The sequence below is a fragment of the Halomonas rhizosphaerae genome, from assembly GCF_030010555.1.
Taxonomy (GTDB): Bacteria; Pseudomonadota; Gammaproteobacteria; order Pseudomonadales; family Halomonadaceae; genus Halomonas; species Halomonas rhizosphaerae.
On sequence record NZ_JASCQP010000015.1, the window covers coordinates 86,097 to 110,177 of the forward strand.

The following is a 24,081-nucleotide window of genomic DNA, read 5'->3' on the forward strand; positions in this document are numbered from 1 at the left end:
CAGGGACAGCCGACGCGAAAGGAGCCCCGTGATGTCGGATTTCGAACCCGATCCCCGTCTGGTGGATGACAGCTATCCCGTCACCGAACTGCCGCTGTGCCAGCTGCGGCTGATGGACGATGCCCGCTTCCCCTGGCTGGTGCTGATACCGCGCCGCCTCGAGGTCAGCGAGGTGTTCCAGCTCGATGCCCCAGCTCAGCAGCAGCTATGGCGGGAAGCCAGCGCGGTCGGCAGGGCCATGCTCGATGCCCTCGGTGGCGACAAGCTCAACATCGCCAGCCTCGGCAATGTCGTCGCCCAGCTGCATGTGCACGTCATCGTGCGGCGTCGCGAGGATGCCGCCTGGCCGGCGCCGGTCTGGGGCCATGGTCAGGCCGAGGGCTATGACCTTGACCGGCTGGCCGACATGCGTGCCCGCATCCTGGCCGAGGTGGAAGGGCTGGACCTGGCATCGCACGAAGGTTAACCGCCGAAGGGATGGGGCGCAGTATCCGGCTGCGCCGTCGCACCGCGCGACGGGGGCTCGCCCAGCAGCAGCGCGCTGGCCGGCTGGCCGACGCCGGTCACGGTCAGCGACACCCCCAGGACCATGATGGCCAGCCCGCCCGCCAGGGCGGCCCAGCCCAGCAGCCTGCCGATGCGGTGGTCCGTGCTCCGGGCCGCCAGCCGCTGCTCTGCCCAGCCTCGAGCGAACACGCTTGCCAGCGCCAGGGACGAGACGGTGAGGGCGGTACCCAGCGACATCACCAGTACCGCCGTCACCCCGACCATGAAATTGCCGAGCAGGGTCGCCGCCCCCAGCAGTAGAACGGCCCCGCTGCAGGGGCGTATGCCGATGGCGACCACCGTGGCCAGGGCCGTGCGCCAATCCCCGGCCCGCTGCGGATCCACATGGTGGTGCCCCCCGCAACAGTCGTGACCCGGGTGATGTTGATGCCCGTCATGGACATAGCCATCGCCGGATGCCACCACCGGGCGGCGCAGTTGGCGGATGGCACGCAGGCAGAGCCAGGCGCCGAGCAGCGCCACCATGATGAAGCTCGCCTGCTCGACCCAGGCCACACTGCCCATGGCCTGGCGGGTCAACCAGTCCAGGCCATGCACCAGCACTACCACCAGGGCGATGGCCACCAGTCCCTGCAGCAGGGAGGCGGCACAGGAGAGCGCCAGCGCTCGCCGCCGTGCCCCGCCCTGGGAGACCAGATACGTGGTCAACACCGCCTTGCCATGGCCGGGGCCGGCGGCATGGAAGACGCCATAGCCGAAGCTGATGCCGAGCAGGGTCGTCCAGGTCGCCGGCGAGGGTGTGCCGGAAATCCCCGTGATGGCCATGGTCAGCGCGCGATGGAAGTCGCGCTGCCAGGTCACCAGCTGCAGGGTGATGGCATTCAGGCCGCCCTGCATGACGAACTGGAGGAGGGCCGCAACCACCAGCAGGGCCACCAGTACCACGGTCAGGTGCCTCACCGTCAATGGCATACCACCTCCCCGGTCTCGGCGAAGTGACGCCCCAGCCCCGACTCGGCGGTGTCATCGACATCCAGCATGGCGGCCTCCATGACTCGCTCGGGATCGGGCTCTGCCGCCAGGATGCGCGTCTCGCAATCGAGCTTGCCGCTCACCACCAGGGCATCGTCAAGCGGCGTATCACCCTCCGCTTCGTGCACCACCTCGATATAGTAGGAGGGGTCGAACACCCGGTAACGCAGTGGCCCTCCCGTCAGGTCCAGCGGTTCAGCCAGCGGCAGCAGGAAGACGAATTCGATGCGCCCCTCCCGTGCGAGCACCGTGTACTCCTCGACCTCGCCGAAACCTGGCCTGTCGTCGCCCCATTGCAGCTCGGTGAAATAGTCCTGCGGCGACAGGGTATTCCGCATCTCGCCGCCCAACTGATCCAGAGCGGCCTCGACCCCACCGTCCCCCTGCTCACGTTCGAGCTCCTCGAGCAGCACCAAGCTGTAGAAGGGGTCCAGGCGCCATGACTGCTGCAGCGCTTCCAGCCGGCCTTCATCGTCGAGCACCAGGCGCATGCGCAGGTCAATCCAGCCGTGGGGGTGCGCCGTGGCCGTAAGCGGCAGAAGAAGGCCGGCGGCGAGGCAGAGCACGCCGATCACGCGAGGGAAGAGTACGTAAGGAATCATCGTAGGCCTTGTCATCATTCGAGCAGGTCAGGGCAACAGCCCCAGCCGCGACTGCAGGTCGGTCAGCAGCGGGTCCAGGACGGTGGGCGGCAGGGGCCGACCACCGCGGGTAGCGATGAAGCTGACGCGGCTGCCGTCCCCCTGGCCGGCCACGCGCAGCGACACGCCGTATCCCGGCATCCGGCCCAGCACCGCCTCCAGGCGACCCAGGTCGGCGTCGGCATGATGGATCACGTAGCCGCGTTCCATCAGCAGGTCCATGGCCTCGCGCAGGGTGGTCTCGGGCGTCGCCGCCAGGTAAATCTCGCGGGGCTCAGGCGGGGCCGGCGTGGCACAGCCGGCCAGCCAGGCGACCAGCAGGATGACGAGGGGGGCACGCATCATGGGGCCTCCTGTGCCGGTACGGCCTCGATGGCAGCACGCAGATCGCGGCAGAAGGCGGCATCGCTGGCGCTGCGTGACTCGCGCAGCTCACCTCGCCAGTCGAAGATGCGGATATCCCGGGACACCTGCACCTGCTGCGCCCCCACCACCACCGAGACCCGCTCGATTCGAGTCGCCTCGTCGGTCGCCGATCCGATGCCGCTACCGATGCCGATCATCACGCCGGAGGCGACATGGCCACCACTGCCGCCCAGCACGAAGCCGCCGAATCGGGGCAGGCGCTCGACGCCATGGTCGTGATAGATGGTGTTCCGGGCGCGTTCGGCACTGACCAGTCCCAGCGAGGCATCGGTGTGCCGCACCAGGAAGCCCTCCGTCTCCAGGGCCGTGACGGCCCTGGCCAGGCTGTCACCGGGCCCGGCGGGCCAGCGGCACTCGGCGGCCGGGGCAGGCTCGGCCACGGGCAGGGTCGTCGGCGTCACCTGGCAGCCGGCCAGCACCGCCGGCAGCAGCATTAACAACCATGCACGCATCGGATGATCTCCGCGAAGGGTAAAAAGCAGTCTACGCCGGAAGCCGACAGGGATGAAGCGCCCCGGGGTTCTGTCCCGCGCCGGCTGGCGCTAAGCTGGAAACCCCTTCCACACGACGAGAGCGGACATGAAGATCCTCATCTGCCCGGACAGCTTCAAGGATGCCCTGCCCGCCGCCGACGCCGCGCGCGCCATCGCCGTCGGGGCGCGACGTGCCGGTGGCGACATCGAGGCCCTGGAATGCCCGCTGGCCGATGGTGGAGAGGGCAGCCTGGATGCCCTGCTGGCTGCCACCGGGGCCGAGCGGCACTCGGCTGACGTCCACGACGCCCTGGGACGCCCTGCCCGGGCCGACTGGGGCTGGCACGCCGGGAGCCGCACCGCCTACGTGGAACTGGCCGAGGCCAGTGGCCTGCAGGCGCTGGCGCCCGACGAGCGCACCGCCCTGCACAGCACCACCCTCGGTGTCGGCGAGCTGATCCGCGAGGCGCTGGATGCCGGTGCCGAACGCCTGCTGCTCACGCTCGGCGGCAGTGCCACCAATGACGGCGGGGCGGGGATGCTGGCCGCCCTGGGGGCGCGACTGCGTGACGCCGAGGGCCGCGACCTGGCACCGGGCGGCGCCGCCCTGGCCGACCTGGCCGAGCTCGACCTCGAGGGCCTCGACCCGCGCCTGGCCGGCCTGCGGGTCGAGACCGCGGTGGACGTGGACAACCCGCTGCTGGGGGAGCGCGGCGCCAGTGCGGTCTTCGGCCCCCAGAAGGGCGCCACGCCGGAGGAGGTGGCGCGCCTCGATGCCGCCTTGACCCGCCTCGCCGACGTCACCGCCGCGACCCTGGGCGAGGAGCACCGTGACCTGCCCGGGGCCGGCGCCGCCGGGGGCATGGGCTTCGCCGCCCGGGCCTTCCTCGGCGCCGAGCTGCGCCCCGGCATCGAGCTGGTGATGGCGCAGGCCGGTATCGAGGCCCTGCTGGCGAACGCCGACCTGGTGATCACCGGCGAAGGCCAGCTCGACGGCCAGAGCCTGGCCGGCAAGACGCCGGTGGGCGTGGCGCGGCTGGCCTATCGTCACGACGTGCCGGTGGTGGTGCTGGCCGGGCGCCTGGCCCCGGGCTGGCAGGCCGCCTTCGACGAGGGCGTCACCGCCGCCTTCGCCCTGGCCGATGGCCCCATGGCGCTGGACGAGGCCCTCGCGCGCAGCGCCGAGCTGCTGGCCGATCGCACCGAGGGCCTGGTGCGTTTCTGGGTCGCCCTGGCCGGCCGTCGGCCTTGAAGAGCGCGGCCGACACCCGCATGTCATGGGCATCGGCTATGGTGGCCATGGCGACAATCGACTTATCCACCGCCGGCGCACGTATTACCCTACCTGCATCGCGATCAAGGAGGCATTGCATGAGCGACACCAATACCATCGGCCTGCACGAGGCCAGCGCCAGCCAGCTGGCCGAGAAGCTCAACGAGCTGCTGGCCAACTACCAGATTTTCTACATGAACGTGCGCGGCTACCACTGGAACGTGAAGGGCCGCCAGTTCTTCCAGCTCCACGAGAAGTTCGAGGAGTTCTACACCGACCTGCTGACCAAGGTCGACGAGGTCGCCGAGCGTATCCTCACCCTGGGCCACCAGCCGGTTCACGCCTACAGCGACTACGTGAAGCTCGCCAGGATCCAGGAGGACAAGAACGTCCATGACGGCGAGGCCTGCGTGCGCGGCGTGCTAGAGGGCTACCAGACCCTGATCGAGCTCCAGCGCGAGCTGCTCTCCCTGGCCTCGGATGCCGACGACGAGGGCACCGCCGCCCAGGCCGGCGACTATATCCGCGAGCAGGAGAAGACCGTGTGGATGCTGGGCGCCTACCTCGACTGATCACCGGCTCCGCAGGACCACCGCACACGACGCCGCCCCTCGGGGCGGCGTCGTCGTTGCTGGCCTCGTCGTCCGACCCGGGGCTCAGGAGGGCCCCGTCACCTCGTCGTCCGGCTCGCCCCCTCCCCCGGCGGCGCGCACCAGCTCCGTCGGCAACGGCTTCTTCATGCGCACCCCCAGGCGCTGCAGCTCGGTGGCCTGGGCCACCAGGCTGCCCTGCCCGCTGGAGAGCCGCCCCATGGCCCGGCGATGGCTGTCGCCCGCCCGTTCCAGGTGACGGCCGACCTCCTCGAGGCTCTCGACGAAACCGGAGAACTTGGCCAGCAGCTTCTCGGCCCGGTCGCCGATCAGGCGCGCGTTCTCGTTCTGGCGCTCCAGGCTCCACAGGCCGGCCACGGTGCGCAGGCTGGCCAGCAGGGTGGTCGGGGTGACCACCACCACCTGGCGGTCGAAGGCCTCCTGGAAGAGCGTGGGATCGCGCTCGAAGGCGGCGGCGAAGGCCGGCTCCACCGGCACGAAGAGGAACACGAAGTCCGGCGAGTTGAGCCCCGGCAGCGCGGGGTAGTCCTTGCCCGATAGCCCGGCGACATGGCCGCGCAGCGACTGCAGGTGGGCCTTCATGGCCGCCTCGCGCTCGGGCTCGTCCTCTGCATTGACCACGCGGGTCCAGGCCACCAGCGACACCTTGGCGTCGACGATCAGATGGCGGTCGTCGGGCAGGTAGATCACCGCATCGGGGCGCTGGCGACCCTGGTCGCCCTGCAGCGAGACCTCTCGGCGGTACTCGATGTCCCGACGCAGGCCGCTGCGCTCCAGTACGGTCTCGAGCATCAGCTCGCCCCAATGGCCCTGTGCCTTCTGGTCGCCCTTGAGGGCCCGGGCGAGGCCCGCGGCCTCGTCGCCGAGGCGTGCATTGAGCCCGGCAAGCTGTTCCAGCTGGGCCTTGAGGGAGCCGCTGTCGCGGCTCTGCTGGCCATGCAGTTCCTCGACCCGACGACGGAACTGGTCGACCTGCTCGCGGAAGGGCCGCAGCAGGGCCTCCAGGCTGTCGCGACTCTGCACCGAGAAGGCCTGCTGGCGCTCCTCGAAGATGCGCCCGGCGAGCTGGCGGAACTCCTCCTTGAGCCGCTCCCGGGCCTCCTCCAGCAGGTCCAGCTGCTCGCGATGACGCAGCGCCATCTGCTCGCGCTCGACCTCCAGCCGGGCGGCATGCTCGCGCCGCTCGGCCAGCCGGTCGCGCGTCGCGGCCAGCTCGGCCTCCAGGGCGGCCAGGCGCTCGCGGCTGCCATCCAGCTGCGCATCGCTCTGGGCCAGCTCCTGCTCCAGCCGCCGCACGGTGGCCTCGCCCTCGGCAAGCGCCTGCTCCCGGACGAGGAGGCGTGCCTCGACGGCGACCAGCCGCTTGCGCCAGGACAGTCCCGCCCAGGCCATCGCCACCAGCAGCCCGGCCAGCCCCAAGGCCAGCCAGGCCGGTACGACCTCCTGCAGCAGTTCATTCATCTCGGTCACTCCTGAGCCTTGCACCATGGTGTCGACCGCGATTGCCGAGGAGCAGCCCCTAGCCCCTGGCCAGGTCCTCGATCAGGGCGCGCAGCAGTTCCCAGAACTCCGCCACGGAAGTAAGCTCCACCCGCTCGTCGGGGGAGTGGGCACCGCGGATCAGCGGGCCGAAGGAGATCATGTCCAGCTGCGGATACTTGCCGCCGAGGATGCCGCACTCGAGGCCGGCGTGGATCACCTTGACCTCGGGGTCACTGCCCAGCCGCTCACGGTGCAGGCGACAGAAGCGCGCGAGCAGCGGGCTATCCGGGTTCGGCGTCCAGCCCGGGTAGGCGTTCTCGACCCGGGTGCGGGCGCCGATCAGCTCGAACAGCGCCCGGAAGCGGTCGGCGAGGTCCTCGGTGGCACTGTCGCGCAGCGAACGCACCAGGGCGCAGAGGTGGAAGCGCCCGCCCTCCAGGCTGACCACGCCCAGGTTGTTGGAGGTCTCCACCACCCCCGGCACCGCGACGCTCATGCGTTCGACGCCGCAGGGGGCCACGTGCAGGGCACGGACCAGCAGCTGGCTGGCGTGCTCCGTCAGCGCCTCGGTAGGCCGGACCTCCAGTGGCGACAGCGTCAGAGTAAGCCCCTCGTCGACCCCGGCCAGCTCGGCGCGCAGCTCCTCCTGCAGCACGGCCACTCGCTCACTGGCAGAGGCCTGCTCGTCGCCGGGCAGGACCAGGGTGGCGAAGGCCTCCCGCGGCAGGGCATTGCGCAGCGTGCCGCCATGGTAGTCGACCAGCCGCGCACCGAAGGGCTCGAGGGCACGCAGCACCCGCACCAGCAGCCGGTTGGCGTTGCCGCGCCCGTTGTGGATGTCGATGCCGGAGTGCCCCCCCGAGAGCCCGGTCAGCGACAGCCGCAGCGCCACCTCGTGGTCGACCAGCGGCGCGGTGGGCAGCTGGGCCTCGACGATGACGTCGGCGCCGCCGGCGCAACCGATGTAGACCTGGCCACGGTCCTCGGAGTCGAGGTTGAGCAGCAGGTGTCCCTCGAGCCAACCCTCGGCCAGGTTGAGGGCCCCGCCCATGGAGGACTCCTCCTCCAGGGTGAAGAGCGCCTCCAGCGGGCCGTGTACCAGGGTCTCGTCCTCGAGGATCGCCAGCGCCGCCGCCACCCCCAGGCCGTTGTCCGCGCCCAGGGTCGTATCGCACGCGCGCAGCCAGCCATCCTCGCCCACCCGGGTCTCGATGGGATCCCGGGTGAAGTCGTGGGGATGGTCGGCATTGGCCTGGGCCACCATGTCCAGGTGACCCTGCAGGATCACCCCCGGGGCCGACTCGAAGCCCGGCGTGGCGGCCTTGCGGATGCGCAGGTTGCCGAAGGCGTCGCGGTCATGGGCCAGGCCCAGCGTGTCGGCCCAGCGCTCCAGGATCACCACCAGCGCGGCCTCGTGGCCGGAGGGACGCGGCGTGTTGCACAGGGTGCGGAAGTGATGCCACAGGGGCCGGGGGGAGAGCTGCTCGAGATGTGCGTTCATGACGGTTCTGTCTCGCGGTTGACCCGGGCACTCTACCGGCCGGCCTCGCCGGGGGAAAGCCCGCGGTCGCCGTCATGGAGCCGTGCCACGACCTCGCGCAGCCGGGCCTGCACGCCTCGCTTGCCCGACACCCCCAGCCGCGCTGCCAGCCAGGCCACCTCGCGTCCCTGGAAGGCCCAGGCGGCGAGCAGGGCCAGCGTCTCGTCCTGGCGGCCCGCCAGGCGTGTCGCATGGCACCTTACCAGGGCCTGGATCGCCGGACGGGCCAGGGCGGGCTCGCGATGACCGAAGGCGACGTCATCGAGGTCGCGGTGGTCCTCGTCGCCCAGGGGGGCGGCAGGCGCCTCGCCGAGCAGGGACATCACCACCGCCGGCGCCAGCTCGGCCAGCTCGAAGGCCAGCAGCCCCGGCAGCTGGCGATGGAAGCGCGCCTGGAGGCGCTCGGCGAGCCGCACCCCCGTCGGGCCGGTGGGGCGCACCACCATCAGCGCGTGCTCGCCGGTGGCCGTCTCCCGGGTCAGCCCCAGGCGCACCGCCCGGAAGCCCGCCGCCCGCCAGAAGGCCTGCAGCCCCGCCTCGGCGCCGAAACTCGCCCCCAGCAGGTCGATCCCGTCGTCACGGGCCCGCATGACCTCGGCCTCGACCAGTTGGCGCCCCGTCCCGTGACGGCGCCGCTCGGCCGGGACGGCGATGCGCAGTATTCGCCGCAGGCGGGCCGTCAGCGCCTCGCGCTCCCCGGCATGGGCGGCCAGCGACTGGGCCAGCAGGTGGCCACGCGGTCGTCGCTCGCCCCGTGCCACCTGCTCGGCGAGCCCGGCCGGAAAGCCCCCCTCGCCGCCGCTCACTACGACCCCCTGCAGGGCTGATTCGGCCTCGAGGACGGTGAGGGCGACCCCCGGGCCATCCAGCAGGCGACGCAGGTCGGCGGGCGTGGTGCGGTAGTGGGCCTGTACCAGCAGGCCGAAGAGCGCCCGCAGCCGCGGCTCGTCGCGGGCCAGGGCAGCACGGTCCAGGCGCCGCAGAGTCGCGATGTCCCCGGCGTCCGGGCACGCTGCCGGCTCGGCATCCAGCAGCAACAGGCGCGAGGTCAGCGCCTCCAGGGGGTCGCCCTCGGCCCAGCGGATCGGTTCGGCCAGGTGGCACGCCCGCCAGTCGGGCGTCTGGCGCGCGAGCCGTTCGCGGAAGCGCAGCGCGAAGCCACGCCCCGACCCCTCGTAGCCGTGCACCGTGGTGGCGAAGGCGATGCGCGGGAAGGCGGCGAGCCAGCGTCCCAACAGCGGCGCGGGAATCGCCGCCGCCTCGTCGACCAGCAGCAGCCGGCCGGGGCCACCGACCTCGCCCTGCTCGGCCAGCCGGTCCAGCGCGTCGGGGGGCAGGAAAGCGACCCGGCCGTGGCCCGCCTCGAAGGCGTTGCCGTGCCGCTGTCCCTCGGGACAGAGGACCACCAGGCGCTCGAAGAGCCCGGCCACGGCCGACGGGCGCGGCGCCGTGACCAGGATCTCCTCCTCCCCCGCCGCCAGCAGCCGCGCGCAGGCGATGCCCAGGGCCGCCGTCTTGCCGCGACCGCGGTCGGCGGTCAGTACCAGTGGTCGACGGCGACGCAGCCGGGTGAGCCGTGCCACCGCTTCCGCCTGGTCGCGGGTCAGGCAGTCCGCGTCCGCGTCAGGCGACGACGCCGCTGCCGGCGGTGCCTCGGGCAGAGAGGGTCGCTGCGGCGCCTCCCCCGCCGTCCAGTGGATCACTCGCGCGTCGGCGCGCAGCAGCCGAGCAAGCCGGGCCAGGTAACGGGCGCTGAGCTGCTCGGCCCGCCAGGGGTACTCGGCCAGGCGGCGATAGTCCGCATCGGGGCGTGCCCCCCAGTCGGGCGGGGTCATCAGCACCAGCAGGCCACCGGCGCGCAGGGTGCCGGCCAGCGCGCCGAAGGCCTCGGGGTCGAAGCCGCTCTCGGCCGAGACGGCGTCCATCACCACCAGGTCCTGCTCGCCCCCCAGTCGTGTGCGGGCCTTGGCCGCCGGCAGCCAGCACGAAGCCTCGATGCCGTCCACCGGCTCGGCGGCGACCCACAGCGGCGACGACCAGTCGCCCTGCTGCCACAACGCCAGGGCCTCCCGGCGGCAGGCATCGGCGGCGCCGGTCAGCCAGACCAGGCCGCGCCAGCGCTGCCGGTCCAGCCGGCGTCGGGTCTCCTGCAGGGGGGCGAGATGGTCGCGGATCATACGGGGCTCCACCTGCGGCTCAACTTTGGTCTAAGGGTGCGCGGCCTTTCAACGTTGCCGGGCATTTCGGCATTGCAACATGATTGTCATACGTGCGTTTCAACCCTTTGATTGAAAAGATATTATCCCCATCCATGCGGTGGCCTTGCGGGGCACGTCCCAGGCCCGGAGGCAGCCAGGGCCCGGTCGAACATCTCCGTCGTCCCATGCTAGCTTGTTTCCTGTTGCCGAGTTGCCCGGACGGTCAGGCCCGCTCCGCAGGCGGCCGCTTCCCGGCACCGACGGCCGTTCCATCGACTTCTGGACAAGCAGAACAACCCACAAGGGAGCACCTCAATGAAGAAGATGCGCAAGTTCGCCCTCACCGGGCTGGCAGCGGGCGTCGCCCTCGCCGCCATGAGCTCCACCGCCCAGGCCCAGGAACAGTGGACCATGACCACCACCTGGCCGGACAACCTGGACTTGATCCAGATCGACCGCCACTGGGCGGAGCTGGTCAACAAGCTCGCCGGTGACGAGGTGCAGATCGAGTTCCGTGCCGGCGGCACCCTGATGCCCGGCACCGAGGTCTTCGATGCCACCGAGACCGGCAGCATCGAGGCCGCCGGCGACTGGCCGGGCTACTGGGCCGGTCGCAGTCCGGCCTTCTCGCCGCTGGCCACCACCACCAGCCTGTTCAATGGCGTCGACTACCTGAACTGGATCATGGAGTGGGGCGGCTGGGAGCTCTACCAGGAGGTCTACGGCCAGTACAACATGGTCTACCTGCCCTACGGCATCACCAACAACGAGTCCGGCTTCCGCGGCGGCACGCCCATCGAGAGCATTGCCGACCTGGATGGGAAGCGCCTGCGCCTCTCCGGCCGAGACCAGGGCCGCGTGCTCGAGGAACTGGGCGGCTCCCAGGTGACCCTGGCCGGCGGCGAGATCTACCAGGCCATCGAGCGTGGCGTGGTCGACGGTGCCGAGTTCTCCACCCCGGGCGTGGACTACAAGGCCGGCTTCTCCGAGGTGGCCGACTACTGGTCCGTGCCGGGCTGGCACCAGTCCGCCAGCGTGTTCGGCGTGATGATCAACCAGGATGCCTGGGACGCCCTCTCCGAGGAGACCCAGGAGAAGCTGAAGATCGCCGCCGAGGCCACCATGGCCTGGTCACTGGCCTGGTCCGAGCGCGAGTCCACCGAGGGCACGGTGAAGTTCCTCGAGGACGGCACAGAGATCAACCAGCTCTCCGAGGAGGACCTCGCCGAGATCCAGCGCATCACCAACGACGTGATCGTCCAGGGGGCCTGCGAGGACCCGATGCACGCCAAGGTCTACCACTCCATGATCAGCTACCTGGAGCACTACGCCAACTGGCGTGACGTCTCGGTGCCCTACAACATGAGCCGCGTCACCGACGACCTGCCCTCGCTCGAGGAGATCGAGGCCTGCATGTAAGGCCCCGCCGGGGTCCTCCCCCGGGAGGGCCCGCTGGCCGGCCGGCGGCTGATCGTCGCCGGCCGGCCGAACGTCGTGTTCCCACTGATTCACGAGATCCCCGCTCATGAACGCCATTGCCAAGGCCATCGATGCCCTCAACGAGGCATTCGGTCGCCTGATCGCTCCGCTGATCGCCGTGATCACCCTGATCGTGATCTACGACATCGCCATGCGCTTCTTCATCGGACGCCCCAGTGACTGGGCCTTCGATACCACCAAGATGCTGTTCGGCGTCCATTTCATGCTGATGGCCGCCTATGGGCTGCGCCACCATGCCCACGTGGAGGTCGACGTCCTCAAGCGGCTGCTGTCGCGCCGCAAGCAGGCCGCCCTGGAGATACTCGGCTACCTGATCTTCTTCGTGCCCTTCATCTGGATGCTGCTCACCCTGGGCTGGGACTTCTTCCTGCGCTCCTTCAGCCGCGGCGAGACCACCTATGGCATGGTCGCCATCCCCGTCTACCCGGTGAAGGCGGTGATCGTCATCGCCGCCTTCCTGATCCTGCTGCAGGCCGTGGCCATCGTCATCCGCGCCATCCAGCAGCTGCGTGAGGAGGAGCCCGCATGAGCCCCGAAATGCTCACCCTGTTCATGTTCGGCGGCCTGCTGGTCGGCCTGTTCATGGGCCATCCGCTGGCCTTCGTGCTCGGCGGCATCGCCGTGCTCGGCGCCTGGCTCGGCCCCGGCGCCAAGATCCTCGGCACCCTGATCAACAACATCTACGGCAACGCCATGGACAACTATGTCCTGGTGGCCATCCCGCTGTTCATCCTGATGGCGCGTTTCCTCAACGATTCGGGAGTCACCGAGAAGATGTTCGAGGCGATGCGCCTGTTGCTCGCCAACCTGCGCGGCGGCCTGGCACTCACCGTGGTCATCGTGTCGGTGCTGCTGGCCGCCACCACCGGCATCGTCGGGGCCTCGATCGCGGTGATGGGCATGATCGCCCTGGTGCCGATGCTCAAGTACGGCTACAACAAGGAGCTCAGCACCGGGGTGATCATGGCCAGCGGCTGCCTGGGCATCCTGATCCCGCCGAGCATCATGCTGATCCTGATGGCCAGCTACTCGCCGGTCTCGGTGGGCGCGCTGTTCGCCGGCGCCCTGGTGCCGGGCCTGCTGCTCGGCGTGATGTATGCCCTCTATGTGCTGATCATCTGCCACGTGAAGCCCTCCTACGGCCCGCTGGTGCCGGCGGCGGAGCGCGCCGAGACCAGCACCCGCGAGCTGCTGGTCATGCTGGCCAAGTACGTGCTGCCGCCCATGTCGCTGATCCTCGGCGTGCTGGGCGCCCTGTTCACGGGCATCGCCACGGCCACCGAGGCCTCGGCGATCGGCGTGACCATCGCCTTCGTGCTGTTCCTGATCTTCGGCGACCGCAAGGCCTCGACCTGCTACCGCACCCTGATCGATGCCAGCAAGACCACCACCATGGTGATGCTGGTGCTGGTCGGCGCCACCGCCTTCACCGGGGTGTTCTCCCGCGGCGGCGGCATGCAGGTGATCCACGAGCTGGTGATGGCGATGCCGGGCGGCACCACCGGGGCGCTGATCCTGATGCTCTTCCTGGTGTTCATCCTGGGCATGTTCCTGGACTGGACCGGCATCGTGCTGCTGAGCTTCCCGATCATGCTGCCGATCGTCGAGAACATGGGTATCGACGTGCTGTGGTTCGTGGTGATGGTCGCCGTGGTGCTGCAGACCTCCTTCCTCACCCCGCCCTTCGGCTATGCGCTCTTCTACCTGAAGGGGGTGGCGCCGCCCGGGGTCGAGATCGTCGACCTCTACAAGGCGGTGATCCCCTTCTGCGCGCTGATCGTGCTGGCCTGCGTGCTGATGGCCTTCTTCCCGGCACTCGTCACCGGCCTGCCCTCCCTGTTGATCGGCTACTGAGCCTCCCCTGCCGGCACCCCCCTGACGCCCGCCGCTCATCGAGCGGCGGGCGTTTGCCTTGATCCGGGGCAACCGCAATGGCTGCAGCCACGGGGGCCAGCTGATACAATTCTCACGCGCAAATGCCTCGCATCCACACCGCCTCCAGAGCTCGCTGGAAGGAGACCTCGTTGACCAGTCCGGCCAGTTCCCGCGCCCCGTCCCGTCTGTCGTTGCCCTTCAATGTCTGGAACGCCCTGACCCTCGGGATCGCCCTGATCGTGGCACTGCCGGTCATCGTGGTGTTGGCCCACCTGTTCATGCCCACCGAGGGCATCTGGCAGCACCTGGGCAGCACGGTGCTGCCCAGGTATCTCGTCAACACCCTCTTCCTGGTGGTGACGGTGGGGCTCGGCACCTTCGTGATCGGCACCGGGACCGCCTGGCTGGTGGTGATGTGCCGCTTCCCCGGGCGTCGACTGTTCGAGTGGGGACTGCTGCTGCCGCTGGCGGTACCGACCTACGTGATCGCCTATGCCTACACGGATTTCCTGCAGTTCGCCGGCCCCGTACAGACCTGGCTGCGGGAGAGCCTTGGCTGGTCGGCCGGCGATTACGTCTTCCCCGACATCCGCTCCCTGTGGGGGGCGGCCACCCTGATCACCCTGGTGCTCTATCCCTATGTCTACATGCTGGCGCGGGCGGCCTTCCTGGAGCAGTCGGTGTGCGTGCTGGACGTGGGGCGGACCCTGGGGCGGGGTCCCTGGCGGCTGTTCACCAGCGTGGCCCTGCCGCTGGCGCGGCCGGCCATCGTCGGCGGCGTGTCGCTGGCGCTGATGGAGACGCTCAACGAGTTCGGGGCCGTGCAGTACTTCGGGGTCGACACCTTCACCACCGGCATCTATCGCACCTGGTTCGGGATGGGCGAGCAGGTGGCTGCGGCCCAGCTCGCCGCCTGCCTGCTGGCCTTCGTCATCGCCCTGGTGCTGCTCGAGCGCGCCTCGCGCGGCAAGCGCCGCTATTTCCACACCACCGGTCGCTACCAGCACCTGCCGGAGTTCGCGCTTCATGGCTGGCGGGCCTGGGCCGCCACCCTGGCCTGCCTGGCGCCGGTGCTGCTCGGCTTCCTGATCCCCAGCGGCCTGCTGGGCTACCTCTCGGTCCAGGGCGGGGACGCGCTGTTCGGCTCGGCCTTCCTGGGCTTTGCCGGCAACAGCCTGCTGCTGGCGTCGCTCGCCGCGGTGGTCGCCGTGAGCCTGGCGCTGCTGCTCAGCTACGGCGCCCGCCTGCACCCCGGCAAGGTGACGCGGGTCGCGACGCGCGTGGCCGCCATGGGCTATGCGGTGCCCGGTTCGGTGGTGGCGGTGGGCATCCTGATCCCCTTCGTGTGGATGGACCACCAGATCAACGACTTCATGAAGGGCCAGTTCGGGGTCGTGGTGGGGCTGCTGCTCAGCGGGTCGGCCTTCATCCTGGTGTATGCCTACCTGGTGCGCTTCCTCGCCGTCTCCTTCAATGCCATCGAGGCGAGCCTGGGCAAGGTGACGCCGAGCATGGATGCGGCCTCGCGGACCCTGGGTCAGACGGCGGGCGGCACCCTGCGCAAGGTGCATACTCCGATCATGCGCGGCAGCCTGATCGCCGCCGGCATCCTGGTCTTCGTGGACGTTATGAAGGAGCTGCCGGCCACGGTGATCCTGCGTCCCTTCAACTTCGACACCCTGGCGATCCGCGCCCACAGCCTGGCCGCGGACGAGCGCCTGGCCGAGGCCTCGACCTCGTCACTGGCCATCGTGGCAGTAGGCATCCTGCCGGTGATACTGCTCAGCATCGCCATGCGCCGCTCCCGCCCCGGCAGCCGCTGAGGGTGCAAGGGGGAAGACGAAGACCTGAGAGGCATCCAGGCCGATCATGACCGGCTGGCCCTCCCGGGGCAGGAACACACCCGGCGCCCGGGCATGCAGGTGGCTCTCCCCGCCGTCGGGGGAATGGGCGCAGATGTGCAGCAGGCTGGTGCGGCCCAGCAGCTTGGCCATGATGACATGGCTATGGTGATGTTCCGGCGGCTCGTCCAGTGGTACCACTCGCAGGGCCTCGGGCCGGATCATTACCTGCACCCGGCTGCCTTCGGGCAGCCCCCCGCCTGAGACGTCGCCCACCGGCGTCGCCACCTTGCCGTCCACCACGCGCCCCTCGAGTTCGTTCACCTCGCCGAAGAAGGTGACCACGAAGGGGTCGGTGGGGGCGCAGTAGAGGTCCAGCGGCGTTCCGGCCTGCACCACCCGCCCTTCGCGCATCAGCACGATGCGATCGGCCATGAACATGGCCTCCTCCGGGTCGTGGGTCACCAGCAGCACTCCTGCGCCCACCTTCTTCAGCACGTGCAGGGTATCGTCGCGGATGCGGTCGCGCAGGCGGGCATCGAGACTGGAGAAGGGCTCGTCGAGCAGCATCAGCTGCGGCGCCGGCGCCAGCGCCCGGGCCAGGGCGATGCGTTGCTGCTGCCCTCCCGAGAGCATATGCGGGAAGACCCGGGCATAGCGCTCCATGCCCAGCAGCTCGAGAAGCTCATAGGCCCGGCGACGTCGCTGCTGGGCGGGCTGCGACTCGAGCCCGAAGGCCACGTTGTCGAGCACCGAGAGGTGCGGGAAGAGCGCCGAGTCCTGGAAGGCCAGGCCGACGTTGCGCTTCTCCGGCGGCACATGGGAACGCCCGGCGCGCCCCATCGACTCGCCACCTAGTTCCACACGCCCCTGCTGCACCACCTCGAGTCCCGCGGCGATCCGCAACAGGGTGGACTTGCCGCAGCCGGAAGGCCCCAGCAGGCAGACGATCTCGCCGGGCTTGACCTCGAGGGAGACATCTTCCACGGCCAGGTGCTGCTGGTAGGCATGGCGGATCTGGTGCATGGCGAGAACGGGTGCCACGGCAGCATTCTCGTCGATCGGGAGCATCGGTTGGCTAGTCATGGGATCTGAGCGGCCATTGAGAAAGGTGTGTCCTGCATGGTAACGCGAAAGCCTCCTGAATGCGTTGTACTATCGCTCGCATTTCGCTCCGCCGACTGTCAAGGCACGGCGATCCCTGACCTGGATCAGATTGCCCGCCGGCGGGGCTTGACGACGGTGGCGGGAGGCGCTTCAATAGCGTAAGTGTAATGCAAAGCATTATCATTCGAAACCGCAACCCCGCAACACGAGGTGTCTCCATGCCGCTGAATCGTCGTCTCACCGTGCCCCTCGCCGCTTTGGTGGCCGGCTCCGCCATGGCCTCCCAGGCCGCTGCCGCCGAGGAGCTCAATGTCTACTCGGCTCGCCACTACGATTCCGACGAGGCGCTCTATGCCGCCTTCACCGAGCAGACGGGTGTCGAGGTCAACGTCCTGGAGGGCGACTCCGACCAGCTGATCCAGCGCCTCAAGCTGGAGGGCGAGGCCAGTCCCGCGGACGTGATGATCACCGTGGATGCCGGACGCCTGTGGCGCGGCGAGCAGGAGGACATCTTCGCCAGCGTGGACTCGGAGGTGCTCGACGAGCGGCTGCCCGACTACATGCGTCATCCGGAAGGCAAGTGGTTCGGCTTCAGCCAGCGCGTCCGGGCGATCTTCATCGACCCCACCGAGGTCGATGCCGACGAGATCACCAGCTACGAGGACCTCGCGGACCCGAAGTTCGAGGGCCAGGTCTGCATCCGCTCCTCGAACAACATCTACAACCAGTCCCTGCTGGCCTCGCTGATCGCCCACCACGGCGAGGAAGAGGCGGAAGCCTGGGCCAAGGGCGTGGTCGACAATTTCGCGCGTGACCCCGAGGGCGGCGACACCGACCAGATCCGCGGCGTCGCCAGCGGCGAGTGCAACATCGCCCTGGCTAACCATTACTACTACGTCCGCCTGGTCAACTCCGACCAGGAAGCCGACCGCGAGGCGGCCGAGAAGGTCGAGATCGTCTTCCCCAACCAGGACGGTCGCGGCGCGCACGTCAACGTGGGCGGTGCCGGCATGGTGAAGGGCGCGCCCAACGAGGAGAACGCCGTGCGCTTCCTCGAGTTCCTCGCCTCCGACGAGGCCCAGGCACTCTTTGCCACCGGCAACTACGAGTTCCCCGCCGTGGAATCCGCGGAGACCGATGGCGTCATCGCCTCCTGGGGCGACTTCAAGAAGGATGACCTGAACGTCAGCGTGCTGGGCGAGAACAACCCGGAGGCGATTCGTATCTTCGATCGCGTCGGCTGGCGGTAAGCCGTCAGGCCAGCCCCGGACGAAAACGCCACCGCAGCCGCGGTGGCGTTTTTCATGGTCAGTGGGCCTCGTCCCAGTTGGCCCCACTCTCGGCCTCGACGGTCAGCGCCACGTCTAGCCGGGCGGCGCCTTCCATGCGCCCCTTCACCTCCTCGATGAAGGCCTCGACCTGGCCCTCGGCCACCTCGAAGACCAGCTCGTCGTGGACCTGCATCACCATCACCGCATCGAACGCCTCCCCCGCGAGCCAGGCATCGACGTCGATCATGGCGCGCTTGATGATGTCGGCCGCAGTGCCCTGCATGGGGGCATTGATGGCGGTGCGCTCGGCGCCCTGGCGACGCGCGCGGTTCTGCGAGCGGATCTCCGGCAGGTGAAGGCGCCGACCGAAGACCGTCTCCACGTAGCCATCATCGGCCGCCTGGGCACGGATGCGTTCCATGTAGCGGGCCACGCCGGGGTAGCGGTCGAAGTAGCGGTCGATGTAGGTCTGCGCCTGGCCGCGCTCGATGTGCAGCTGCCGGCCGAGGCCCCAGGCGCTCATGCCGTAGATCAGCCCGAAGTTGATCGCCTTGGCACTGCGACGCTGGTCGGGCGAGACCTTGGACAGCGCCACCCCGAACACCTCGGCGGCGGTGGCGGCGTGGATGTCGCGGCCCTCGGCGAAGGCCTCGAGGAGTCCCTTGTCGCCGGAGAGGTGGGCCATGATGCGCAGCTCGATCTGCGAGTAGTCGGCGGCGACGATGCGGTAGCCGGGCCGGGCAATAAAGGCCTGCCGGATCTTGCGCCCCTCCTCGGTACGAATGGGGATGTTCTGCAGGTTGGGATCCGATGACGACAGCCGGCCGGTGGCGGTGACCGCCTGGTGGTAGCTGGTGTGCAGCCGTCCGGTGGCCTTGTTGACCAGCCGCGGCAGCTTGTCGGTGTAGGTGGACTTCAGCTTGGCGAGACCGCGGTGCTCCATGATCACCTTGGGTAGCGGGTAGTCCAGCGCCAGCTCCTCTAGCACCGCCTCCGCGGTGGAGGGCGCCCCCTTGGGGGTCTTCTTGATCACCGGGATCTTCTGCTCCTCGAACAGGATCTGGCCGAGCTGCTTGGGCGAGCCGAGGTTGAACTCGCGACCGGCGAGCGCGAAGGCCCTGGCCTCCAGCTCGCGGATGCGCGTCTCGAGCTCACGGCTCTGGGCATGCAACTGCTCGGGGTCCAGTGCCACCCCGGTGCGCTCCATGCGCGAGAGCACCGGGATCAGCGGCAGCTCGATCTCCTCGAGCACCTCGGCCAGCCGACCCTCGGCCTCGACGCGGGGACGCAGCTCCCGGTGCAGGCGCAGCGTGATGTCGACGTCCTCGCAAGCGTAGGGCGCGGCCTGCTCCAGGGCCACCTGGTTGAAGGTGAGCTGCTTGGCGCCCTTGCCGGCGATCTCCTCGAAGGAGATGGTCTTCTCCCCCAGATACTTGAGCGCCAGGGAGTCCATGTCGTGGCGGGTCGCCGTGGAGTCGAGCACATAGGACTCCAGCATGGTGTCCTCCAGGGGCCCGGCCACCTCGATGCCCTGGTTGGCCAGCACTGAGATGTCGTACTTGAGGTTCTGGCCGACCTTGGTCCTTTGCCCATCCGTCAGCAGTGGCTTGAGGGCGGCGAGCACTGCGTCCCGGTCAAGCTGCTCGGGGGCGTCGAGGTAGTCATGGGCCAGCGGGATATAGGCCGCCTCGCCCGCTTCCAGCGACAGCCCCACGCCGACCACCTGCGCCTCCATGTAGTTCAGGCTGGTGGTCTCCAGGTCGAAGCAGAAGGTGTCGCTCGCCGTCAGCCGCTCGAGCCAGGCCTCGAGGTCGGCCTGCGCGAGGATGACATGGTCCTCGCGCGCGCCACGGCTGCCCGAGCCGGTCGCCCCCTCGTCCTGGGCCGGCACCGGCGTGCCGTTCGCCGCGTCGTCGACTCCTTCATCCTTGCCCTCGAGCAGCTCGGAGAGCCAGGCCCGGAACTCCAGCCGGCGATAGAGCTCGAGCAGCGCCTCGCGGTCGGGATGGGCGATGTCCAGGTCATCGAGCCCCACCGGCAGCTCGCAGTCGGTCTTGATGGTGGCGAGCTGGTAGGAGAGGAAGGCCTGGTCGCGGTGCTCCTCGAGCTTCTTCGGCAGCGTCTTGGCGCCGCGAAAGCCCAGTTCCTTGACCTTCTCCAGGTCCGCATAGAGGGTCTCGAGCCCGCCGTCCATGCCCCGCAGCAGGCCCAGCGCGGTCTTCTCGCCGACCCCCGGCACGCCGGGAATGTTGTCGACCTTGTCGCCCATCAGGGCCAGGAAATCGATGATCCGCTCCGGCGGCAGGCCGAACTTTTCCTTCACGCCTTCCACGTCCAGCGTCTCGTCCTTCATGGTGTTGACCAGCGTGATGTGCGCGTTGACCAGCTGGGCCATGTCCTTGTCGCCGGTGGAAATCACCGCATCTCGACCCGCCTCGGTGGCCTGGTGGGCCAGGGTGCCGATGACGTCGTCGGCCTCCACTCCCTCGATGCACAGCAGCGGCAGCCCCAGCGCCTTCACGCAATCGTGCAGCGGCGCCACCTGGGAGCGCAGGTCGTCGGGCATCGGCGGCCGGTGGGACTTGTACTGCTCGAAGAGCTCGTCGCGGAAGGTCTTGCCCGGGGCGTCGAAGACCACCGCCATGGGGCTGTCGGGATAGTCCTTGATCAGCCGCTTGAGCATGTTGAGCACGCCCTTGATCGCCCCGGTGGGCTGGCCGTCGGAGGTAGTCAGTGGCGGCAGGGCATGGAAGGCGCGGTACAGATAGGAGGAACCGTCGACGAGAACGATGGGCGTATCGGCCATGTAGGGCATCCATTGAAGCGTGGCGTGAGGTGATCCTGATCATCCATGATACGCATTGCCGACGCCTTTTGCCGCGGGTGGTAGGCCGGGCGGCCGCAAGCCCCTACACTGGGGGTATCCCTGCATCCCCGCCCCGTGCGGCCCTGGAGGTCACCATGAAGAAGTTCCCGAGACGCTTGAGCACCGCCCTGCTGCTCGCCCTCGCCCTGGCCACCGGTGGCAGTGCCCTGGCGCAGTCCTCCGCCGACCTCGAGCCGGACATCACCGTCCGCCAGGAGGAGGAGCGCACCATACGCGAGTACCGCGTCAACGGTGAGCTCTATGCCATCGAGATCCGCCCCTCCTCCGGCCCCTCCTACTATCTCGTCGACCATGATGGTGACGGCGACTTCGAGCGCCGGGAGGGCGACCGCATCGCCGTTCCCCAGTGGGTGCTGAAGACCTTCTGAGCCCGCTGCCACCCCGCTTCCGACTCCCGGCCCTGGCAGGCAAACCGCCGCAGCCGGGTCACGTGCATCGGTGTGCCAAGTCGCTACAATAGGCGGCTTGGCATTTCCCGGGCGAGAGACACATGGCTGTATTCACACCGCTTACCGAACCGCAGGTCGTCGAGTTCCTCAGCCGCTTCGATGCAGGCTCGCTGGTCTCCCTCGAGGGCGTGCCCGCCGGCACCGAGAACACCACCTTCTTCGTCACCACCGACCGGCGCGAGCTGGTGCTGACCCTGTTCGAGCAGGGCGAACACGAGGAGCTGCCGTTCTTCGTCGAGCTGCTCGACTACCTGGACGAGCACCGCCTGCCGGTGCCGGGCCCGCTGCATGACCGCGACGGCGTCGCCCTGCACACCCTCGCCGGCAAGCCGGCCCTGCTGTTCCCGAAACTGCCCGGTCGGCACCCGAAGAACCCGAACCTGGCGCAGTGCCGCGAGCTCGGCGACACCCTCGGGCGCATGCACGTGGTCTCACGGCACTTCCCTGGCCACCGTCCCAACCCGCGGGATCTGCACTGGCTGCTGCCCATGCACCACAAGGTGCTGGTCTACATCTCGCCGCAGGACCAGACACTGATGAAGGACGAGGTGGAGATCTACCAGGGGTTCTTCGGCGACGCTCCGGCACTGCCCCAGGGGGCGCTGCACGGCGACCTGTTCCGCGACAACACCCTCTTCGACGGCGACCGCCTGGGCGGGCTGATCGACTTCTACAACGGCTGCACCGGTGACCTGTTGTTCGACCTGGCCATCGTCATCAACGACTGGGCCACCGGCCCCGACGGCCGCCTGGATGCCGCACGCCACGATGCCATCCTCGCCGCCTACCTGGCGCGCCGGCCGCTGACCGCCGCCGAGCGCGACGCCTGGCCGATGATGCTGCGCCTTACCGCTCTGCGCTACTGGCTGTCGCGGCTGCTGGTGGTCTACGTGGACCCGCCGGCCCACGACCTCACGCCCCACGATCCCGACCAGTTCCGTACCATCCTCAAGGCGCGCCTGGAAGATGGCGCACTGCCGCTGCCCGAGGTGAGCGAATGAGCCTGTCCAAGAGCATTGCCGGCAGCCCGGCACAGCGCGCGCGGCGCACCTGGAACATCGACCAGTGGGGCAGCGGCTACTTCGACGTCGACGATAGCGGCCACGCCCTGGTGCGCCCGCTGGGCAGCGAGGCCGAGGGCCCGGCCCTGCCGCTGGACGACCTGGTGACCGAGCTCCGCCAGGCCGGGCTGCGCCTGCCGGTGCTGGTGCGCTTCACCGACATCCTCCACGACCGTGTCGAGCAGCTCTGCGCCGCCTTCGATACCGCCATGCAGGAGGAGGAGTTCGGCGGCGGCTACACCGCGGTCTACCCGATCAAGGTCAACCAGCAGCGCCGGGTGGTGGAAGAGATCCTCGGCACCCAGGAGCGCGGCCATGGCCGGGTGGGACTCGAGGCCGGCAGCAAGCCGGAGCTGCTCGCCGTACTGGCGCTCTCCGGCGACGGCCCTTCGCTGATCGTCTGCAACGGCTACAAGGACCGCGAGTACGTGCGCCTGGCGCTGATGGGCGAGAAGCTCGGCCATCGGGTCTACCTGGTGGTGGAGAAGCTCTCCGAGCTGCCGCTGATCCTCGAGGAGGCAGAGCGCATCGGCGTCACGCCGCGCATCGGCCTGCGCGCCCGCCTGGCCACCGTGGGACGCGGCCGCTGGCAGAACACCGGCGGCGAGAAGTCCAAGTTTGGCCTCACCGCCAGCCAGGTGCTGGCGGTAGTGGATCAGCTTCGCGAGGCCGATGCCCTGGCCAGCCTGCAGCTGGTGCACTTCCACCTCGGCTCGCAGATCGCCAACATCCGCGACATCCAGCGTGGCCTGCGCGAGTGCGCGCGCTTCTACCAGAGCCTGGTGGCGCTGGGCGCACCAGTGGACACCGTGGACGTGGGCGGCGGCCTCGGTGTCGACTACGAGGGCACCCGCTCGCGCAGCTTCTGCTCCGCCAACTACTCCATGCTGGAGTACGCCCGCAACGTGGTGTACGCCTTCCGCCTGGCCTGCCAGGAATTCGAGCTGCCCCAGCCCCACCTGATCAGCGAGTCGGGCCGGGCACTCACCGCCCACCATGCGGTGCTGATCACCAACGTGATCGGCGAGGAGCGCATCGGTGACGAGGCACCCCCGCGCCGCGTCGAGGGCGACCCCCAGGTCGACGAGCTGTGGCGCGTCCACGAGCTGCTGCACGACCAGGCCGAGCCGCGCGGCCTGGTGGAGGCCTGGCACGACCTGGTGCAGGCCATGGGCGAGCTCCACGAGCGCTTCGTGATGGGGCTGACCGACATCACCGCCCGGGCCGAGGGCGAGGGCGTCTACTTCGCCGCCTGTGCTCGGCTGCGTGCGCGGCTCGATACCCGCAACCGCGCCCATCGCGAGATCGACGACGAGCTGGCCGAGAAGCTCGCCGACAAGCTGTTCGTTAACTTCTCGCTGTTCCAGTCGGTGCCCGACGTCTGGGGCATCCAGCAGATCTTCCCGGTGCTGCCGCTGACCGGCCTGGACCACGAGCCGGTGCGCCGCGGCGTGATCCAGGACATCACCTGCGACTCGGACGGACGCATCGACGGCTACGTGGATGGCCAGGGGGTGGAGACCACCCTGCCGCTGCCCGAGTGGCAGGAGGGCGACGAGAAGCTGCTGGGCTTCTTCATGGTCGGCGCCTACCAGGAGATCCTCGGCGACCTGCACAACCTGTTCGGCGACACCGACTCGGCGGATGCCGCCCTGGACGGCAACGGCCGCTGGTCGATCAGCCAGATCCAGCAAGGCGACCGGGTCGCCGACGTGCTCGGCTACGTCAACTTCGACGTCGCTGCCCTGCGCGAGCGGCTGGCCGAGCAGCTCGCGCGCAGCGGCCTGGAGCGAGCCGAACAGCAGGCCTTCCTCGACGACCTCTCGGATGGCCTGGAGGGCTACACCTACCTGGAGTGAGCGCAGCACGCCGCCCGGAACGCGAAGACGCCCCGCAGCCTTGAACTG

Annotated in this window: 20 protein-coding genes; 11 read left to right on the top strand and 9 right to left on the bottom strand. The window is 69.3% G+C overall.

Going from position 1 to position 24,081, the window contains the following annotated elements; translation table 11 throughout:
• Positions 1 to 31: 31 nt before the first annotated feature.
• Positions 32 to 466, top strand: coding sequence for an HIT domain-containing protein (locus tag QLQ83_RS04650; protein WP_282734385.1), 435 nt, complete (start codon positions 32 to 34; stop codon positions 464 to 466).
• On the opposite strand, the gene QLQ83_RS04655 is transcribed toward QLQ83_RS04650, so the two are convergent.
• Genes QLQ83_RS04655 through QLQ83_RS04670 form a run of 4 tightly spaced genes read right to left on the bottom strand, consistent with a single transcriptional unit; the run spans position 463 to position 3,058 of the window.
• A complete protein-coding gene (locus tag QLQ83_RS04655) occupies positions 463 to 1,479 on the bottom strand; it encodes a nickel/cobalt transporter (protein ID WP_282734386.1) in 1,017 nt (338 codons plus the stop codon). The genes QLQ83_RS04650 and QLQ83_RS04655 overlap by 4 nt on opposite strands.
• Positions 1,470 to 2,141, bottom strand: a complete 672-nt coding sequence (locus QLQ83_RS04660; protein WP_282734387.1) for a DUF1007 family protein — start codon at positions 2,139 to 2,141, stop codon at positions 1,470 to 1,472. The genes QLQ83_RS04655 and QLQ83_RS04660 overlap by 10 nt, the downstream gene beginning before the upstream one ends.
• A 27-nt stretch (positions 2,142 to 2,168) precedes the next feature.
• Positions 2,169 to 2,525: a Slp family lipoprotein gene (locus tag QLQ83_RS04665; protein WP_282734388.1), complete on the bottom strand. Its 357-nt coding sequence runs from the start codon at positions 2,523 to 2,525 to the stop codon at positions 2,169 to 2,171.
• Entirely contained in the window at positions 2,522 to 3,058 is a 537-nt protein-coding gene (locus QLQ83_RS04670) for a hypothetical protein (protein WP_282734389.1), read from the bottom strand. Before QLQ83_RS04670 ends, QLQ83_RS04665 begins: the two co-directional genes overlap by 4 nt.
• A 127-nt stretch (positions 3,059 to 3,185) precedes the next feature.
• Between QLQ83_RS04670 and QLQ83_RS04675 the strand changes: the two genes are divergently transcribed.
• Together QLQ83_RS04675 and QLQ83_RS04680 are read left to right on the top strand one after the other, a co-directional pair.
• Positions 3,186 to 4,331 (top strand): glycerate kinase, encoded by a 1,146-nt coding sequence (locus QLQ83_RS04675; RefSeq protein ID WP_282734390.1) that lies wholly within the window; start codon positions 3,186 to 3,188, stop codon positions 4,329 to 4,331.
• A 119-nt stretch (positions 4,332 to 4,450) separates the two neighbouring features.
• Positions 4,451 to 4,924, top strand: a complete 474-nt coding sequence (locus tag QLQ83_RS04680; protein ID WP_282734391.1) for a Dps family protein — start codon at positions 4,451 to 4,453, stop codon at positions 4,922 to 4,924.
• A gap of 84 nt (positions 4,925 to 5,008) precedes the next feature.
• On the opposite strand, the gene QLQ83_RS04685 is transcribed toward QLQ83_RS04680, so the two are convergent.
• The 3 genes from QLQ83_RS04685 to QLQ83_RS04695 are packed head-to-tail and all read right to left on the bottom strand — an operon-like array spanning position 5,009 to position 10,162.
• Positions 5,009 to 6,424, bottom strand: coding sequence for a DNA recombination protein RmuC (locus tag QLQ83_RS04685; protein ID WP_282734392.1), 1,416 nt, complete (start codon positions 6,422 to 6,424; stop codon positions 5,009 to 5,011).
• Between the two features lie 58 nt (positions 6,425 to 6,482).
• On the bottom strand, positions 6,483 to 7,946 hold the full coding sequence (locus tag QLQ83_RS04690; RefSeq protein WP_282734393.1) for an aminoacyl-histidine dipeptidase: 1,464 nt from the start codon (positions 7,944 to 7,946) through the stop codon (positions 6,483 to 6,485).
• 32 nt (positions 7,947 to 7,978) lie between these two features.
• Entirely contained in the window at positions 7,979 to 10,162 is a 2,184-nt protein-coding gene (locus QLQ83_RS04695; RefSeq protein ID WP_282734394.1) for a tRNA(Met) cytidine acetyltransferase TmcA, read from the bottom strand.
• Positions 10,163 to 10,498: 336 nt separating this feature from the next.
• Here QLQ83_RS04695 and dctP point away from each other — a divergent pair, with 336 nt between their 5' ends.
• The 4 genes from dctP to QLQ83_RS04715 all read left to right on the top strand — a co-directional run bounded on the left by dctP (position 10,499) and on the right by QLQ83_RS04715 (position 15,381).
• Positions 10,499 to 11,602: a TRAP transporter substrate-binding protein DctP gene (gene dctP / locus QLQ83_RS04700; protein ID WP_282734395.1), complete on the top strand. Its 1,104-nt coding sequence runs from the start codon at positions 10,499 to 10,501 to the stop codon at positions 11,600 to 11,602.
• A 106-nt stretch (positions 11,603 to 11,708) separates the two neighbouring features.
• Positions 11,709 to 12,212, top strand: coding sequence for a TRAP transporter small permease subunit (locus QLQ83_RS04705; RefSeq protein ID WP_282734396.1), 504 nt, complete (start codon positions 11,709 to 11,711; stop codon positions 12,210 to 12,212).
• Positions 12,209 to 13,537 carry a TRAP transporter large permease gene (locus tag QLQ83_RS04710; RefSeq protein WP_282734397.1) on the top strand — a complete coding sequence of 443 codons (1,329 nt, stop codon included), beginning with the start codon at positions 12,209 to 12,211 and terminating at the stop codon, positions 13,535 to 13,537. Before QLQ83_RS04705 ends, QLQ83_RS04710 begins: the two co-directional genes overlap by 4 nt.
• Positions 13,538 to 13,773: 236 nt before the next feature.
• Complete coding sequence (locus QLQ83_RS04715; RefSeq protein WP_282734429.1) at positions 13,774 to 15,381, top strand: ABC transporter permease; 1,608 nt, start codon at positions 13,774 to 13,776, stop codon at positions 15,379 to 15,381.
• Here the strand turns inward: QLQ83_RS04715 and QLQ83_RS04720 are convergent.
• Entirely contained in the window at positions 15,298 to 16,425 is a 1,128-nt protein-coding gene (locus tag QLQ83_RS04720) for an ABC transporter ATP-binding protein (RefSeq protein WP_407650122.1), read from the bottom strand. The genes QLQ83_RS04715 and QLQ83_RS04720 overlap by 84 nt on opposite strands.
• A gap of 299 nt (positions 16,426 to 16,724) precedes the next feature.
• Here QLQ83_RS04720 and QLQ83_RS04725 point away from each other — a divergent pair, with 299 nt between their 5' ends.
• The gene (locus tag QLQ83_RS04725) at positions 16,725 to 17,756 is read left to right on the top strand and encodes a Fe(3+) ABC transporter substrate-binding protein (protein ID WP_282734399.1); all 1,032 of its coding nucleotides are present in this window, start codon (positions 16,725 to 16,727) and stop codon (positions 17,754 to 17,756) included.
• A gap of 58 nt (positions 17,757 to 17,814) precedes the next feature.
• Here QLQ83_RS04725 and polA read toward each other — a convergent pair whose 3' ends face one another.
• The gene (gene polA / locus QLQ83_RS04730; RefSeq protein WP_282734400.1) at positions 17,815 to 20,583 is read right to left on the bottom strand and encodes a DNA polymerase I; all 2,769 of its coding nucleotides are present in this window, start codon (positions 20,581 to 20,583) and stop codon (positions 17,815 to 17,817) included.
• Between the two features lie 155 nt (positions 20,584 to 20,738).
• Between polA and QLQ83_RS04735 the strand changes: the two genes are divergently transcribed.
• The 3 genes from QLQ83_RS04735 to speA all read left to right on the top strand — a co-directional run bounded on the left by QLQ83_RS04735 (position 20,739) and on the right by speA (position 24,033).
• On the top strand, positions 20,739 to 21,032 hold the full coding sequence (locus QLQ83_RS04735) for a DUF2782 domain-containing protein (protein ID WP_282734401.1): 294 nt from the start codon (positions 20,739 to 20,741) through the stop codon (positions 21,030 to 21,032).
• 122 nt (positions 21,033 to 21,154) lie between these two features.
• A complete protein-coding gene (locus QLQ83_RS04740) occupies positions 21,155 to 22,114 on the top strand; it encodes a homoserine kinase (protein WP_282734402.1) in 960 nt (319 codons plus the stop codon).
• Positions 22,111 to 24,033 carry a biosynthetic arginine decarboxylase gene (gene speA / locus QLQ83_RS04745; protein WP_282734403.1) on the top strand — a complete coding sequence of 641 codons (1,923 nt, stop codon included), beginning with the start codon at positions 22,111 to 22,113 and terminating at the stop codon, positions 24,031 to 24,033. The genes QLQ83_RS04740 and speA overlap by 4 nt, the downstream gene beginning before the upstream one ends.
• Positions 24,034 to 24,081 lie beyond the last annotated feature (48 nt).

What these genes read in the sequence shown, in the direction of transcription:
- QLQ83_RS04650 (WP_282734385.1), top strand. Translation starts at nt 32, where the DNA reads ATGTCGGATTTCGAACCCGATCCCCGTCTGGTGGATGACAGCTATCCC.
- QLQ83_RS04655 (WP_282734386.1), bottom strand. Translation starts at nt 1,479, where the DNA reads ATGCCATTGACGGTGAGGCACCTGACCGTGGTACTGGTGGCCCTGCTG.
- QLQ83_RS04660 (WP_282734387.1), bottom strand. Translation starts at nt 2,141, where the DNA reads ATGATTCCTTACGTACTCTTCCCTCGCGTGATCGGCGTGCTCTGCCTC.
- QLQ83_RS04665 (WP_282734388.1), bottom strand. Translation starts at nt 2,525, where the DNA reads ATGATGCGTGCCCCCCTCGTCATCCTGCTGGTCGCCTGGCTGGCCGGC.
- QLQ83_RS04670 (WP_282734389.1), bottom strand. Translation starts at nt 3,058, where the DNA reads ATGCGTGCATGGTTGTTAATGCTGCTGCCGGCGGTGCTGGCCGGCTGC.
- QLQ83_RS04675 (WP_282734390.1), top strand. Translation starts at nt 3,186, where the DNA reads ATGAAGATCCTCATCTGCCCGGACAGCTTCAAGGATGCCCTGCCCGCC.
- QLQ83_RS04680 (WP_282734391.1), top strand. Translation starts at nt 4,451, where the DNA reads ATGAGCGACACCAATACCATCGGCCTGCACGAGGCCAGCGCCAGCCAG.
- QLQ83_RS04685 (WP_282734392.1), bottom strand. Translation starts at nt 6,424, where the DNA reads ATGAATGAACTGCTGCAGGAGGTCGTACCGGCCTGGCTGGCCTTGGGG.
- QLQ83_RS04690 (WP_282734393.1), bottom strand. Translation starts at nt 7,946, where the DNA reads ATGAACGCACATCTCGAGCAGCTCTCCCCCCGGCCCCTGTGGCATCAC.
- QLQ83_RS04695 (WP_282734394.1), bottom strand. Translation starts at nt 10,162, where the DNA reads ATGATCCGCGACCATCTCGCCCCCCTGCAGGAGACCCGACGCCGGCTG.
- dctP (WP_282734395.1), top strand. Translation starts at nt 10,499, where the DNA reads ATGAAGAAGATGCGCAAGTTCGCCCTCACCGGGCTGGCAGCGGGCGTC.
- QLQ83_RS04705 (WP_282734396.1), top strand. Translation starts at nt 11,709, where the DNA reads ATGAACGCCATTGCCAAGGCCATCGATGCCCTCAACGAGGCATTCGGT.
- QLQ83_RS04710 (WP_282734397.1), top strand. Translation starts at nt 12,209, where the DNA reads ATGAGCCCCGAAATGCTCACCCTGTTCATGTTCGGCGGCCTGCTGGTC.
- QLQ83_RS04720 (WP_407650122.1), bottom strand. Translation starts at nt 16,425, where the DNA reads ATGCACCAGATCCGCCATGCCTACCAGCAGCACCTGGCCGTGGAAGAT.
- QLQ83_RS04725 (WP_282734399.1), top strand. Translation starts at nt 16,725, where the DNA reads ATGCCGCTGAATCGTCGTCTCACCGTGCCCCTCGCCGCTTTGGTGGCC.
- polA (WP_282734400.1), bottom strand. Translation starts at nt 20,583, where the DNA reads ATGGCCGATACGCCCATCGTTCTCGTCGACGGTTCCTCCTATCTGTAC.
- QLQ83_RS04735 (WP_282734401.1), top strand. Translation starts at nt 20,739, where the DNA reads ATGAAGAAGTTCCCGAGACGCTTGAGCACCGCCCTGCTGCTCGCCCTC.
- QLQ83_RS04740 (WP_282734402.1), top strand. Translation starts at nt 21,155, where the DNA reads ATGGCTGTATTCACACCGCTTACCGAACCGCAGGTCGTCGAGTTCCTC.
- speA (WP_282734403.1), top strand. Translation starts at nt 22,111, where the DNA reads ATGAGCCTGTCCAAGAGCATTGCCGGCAGCCCGGCACAGCGCGCGCGG.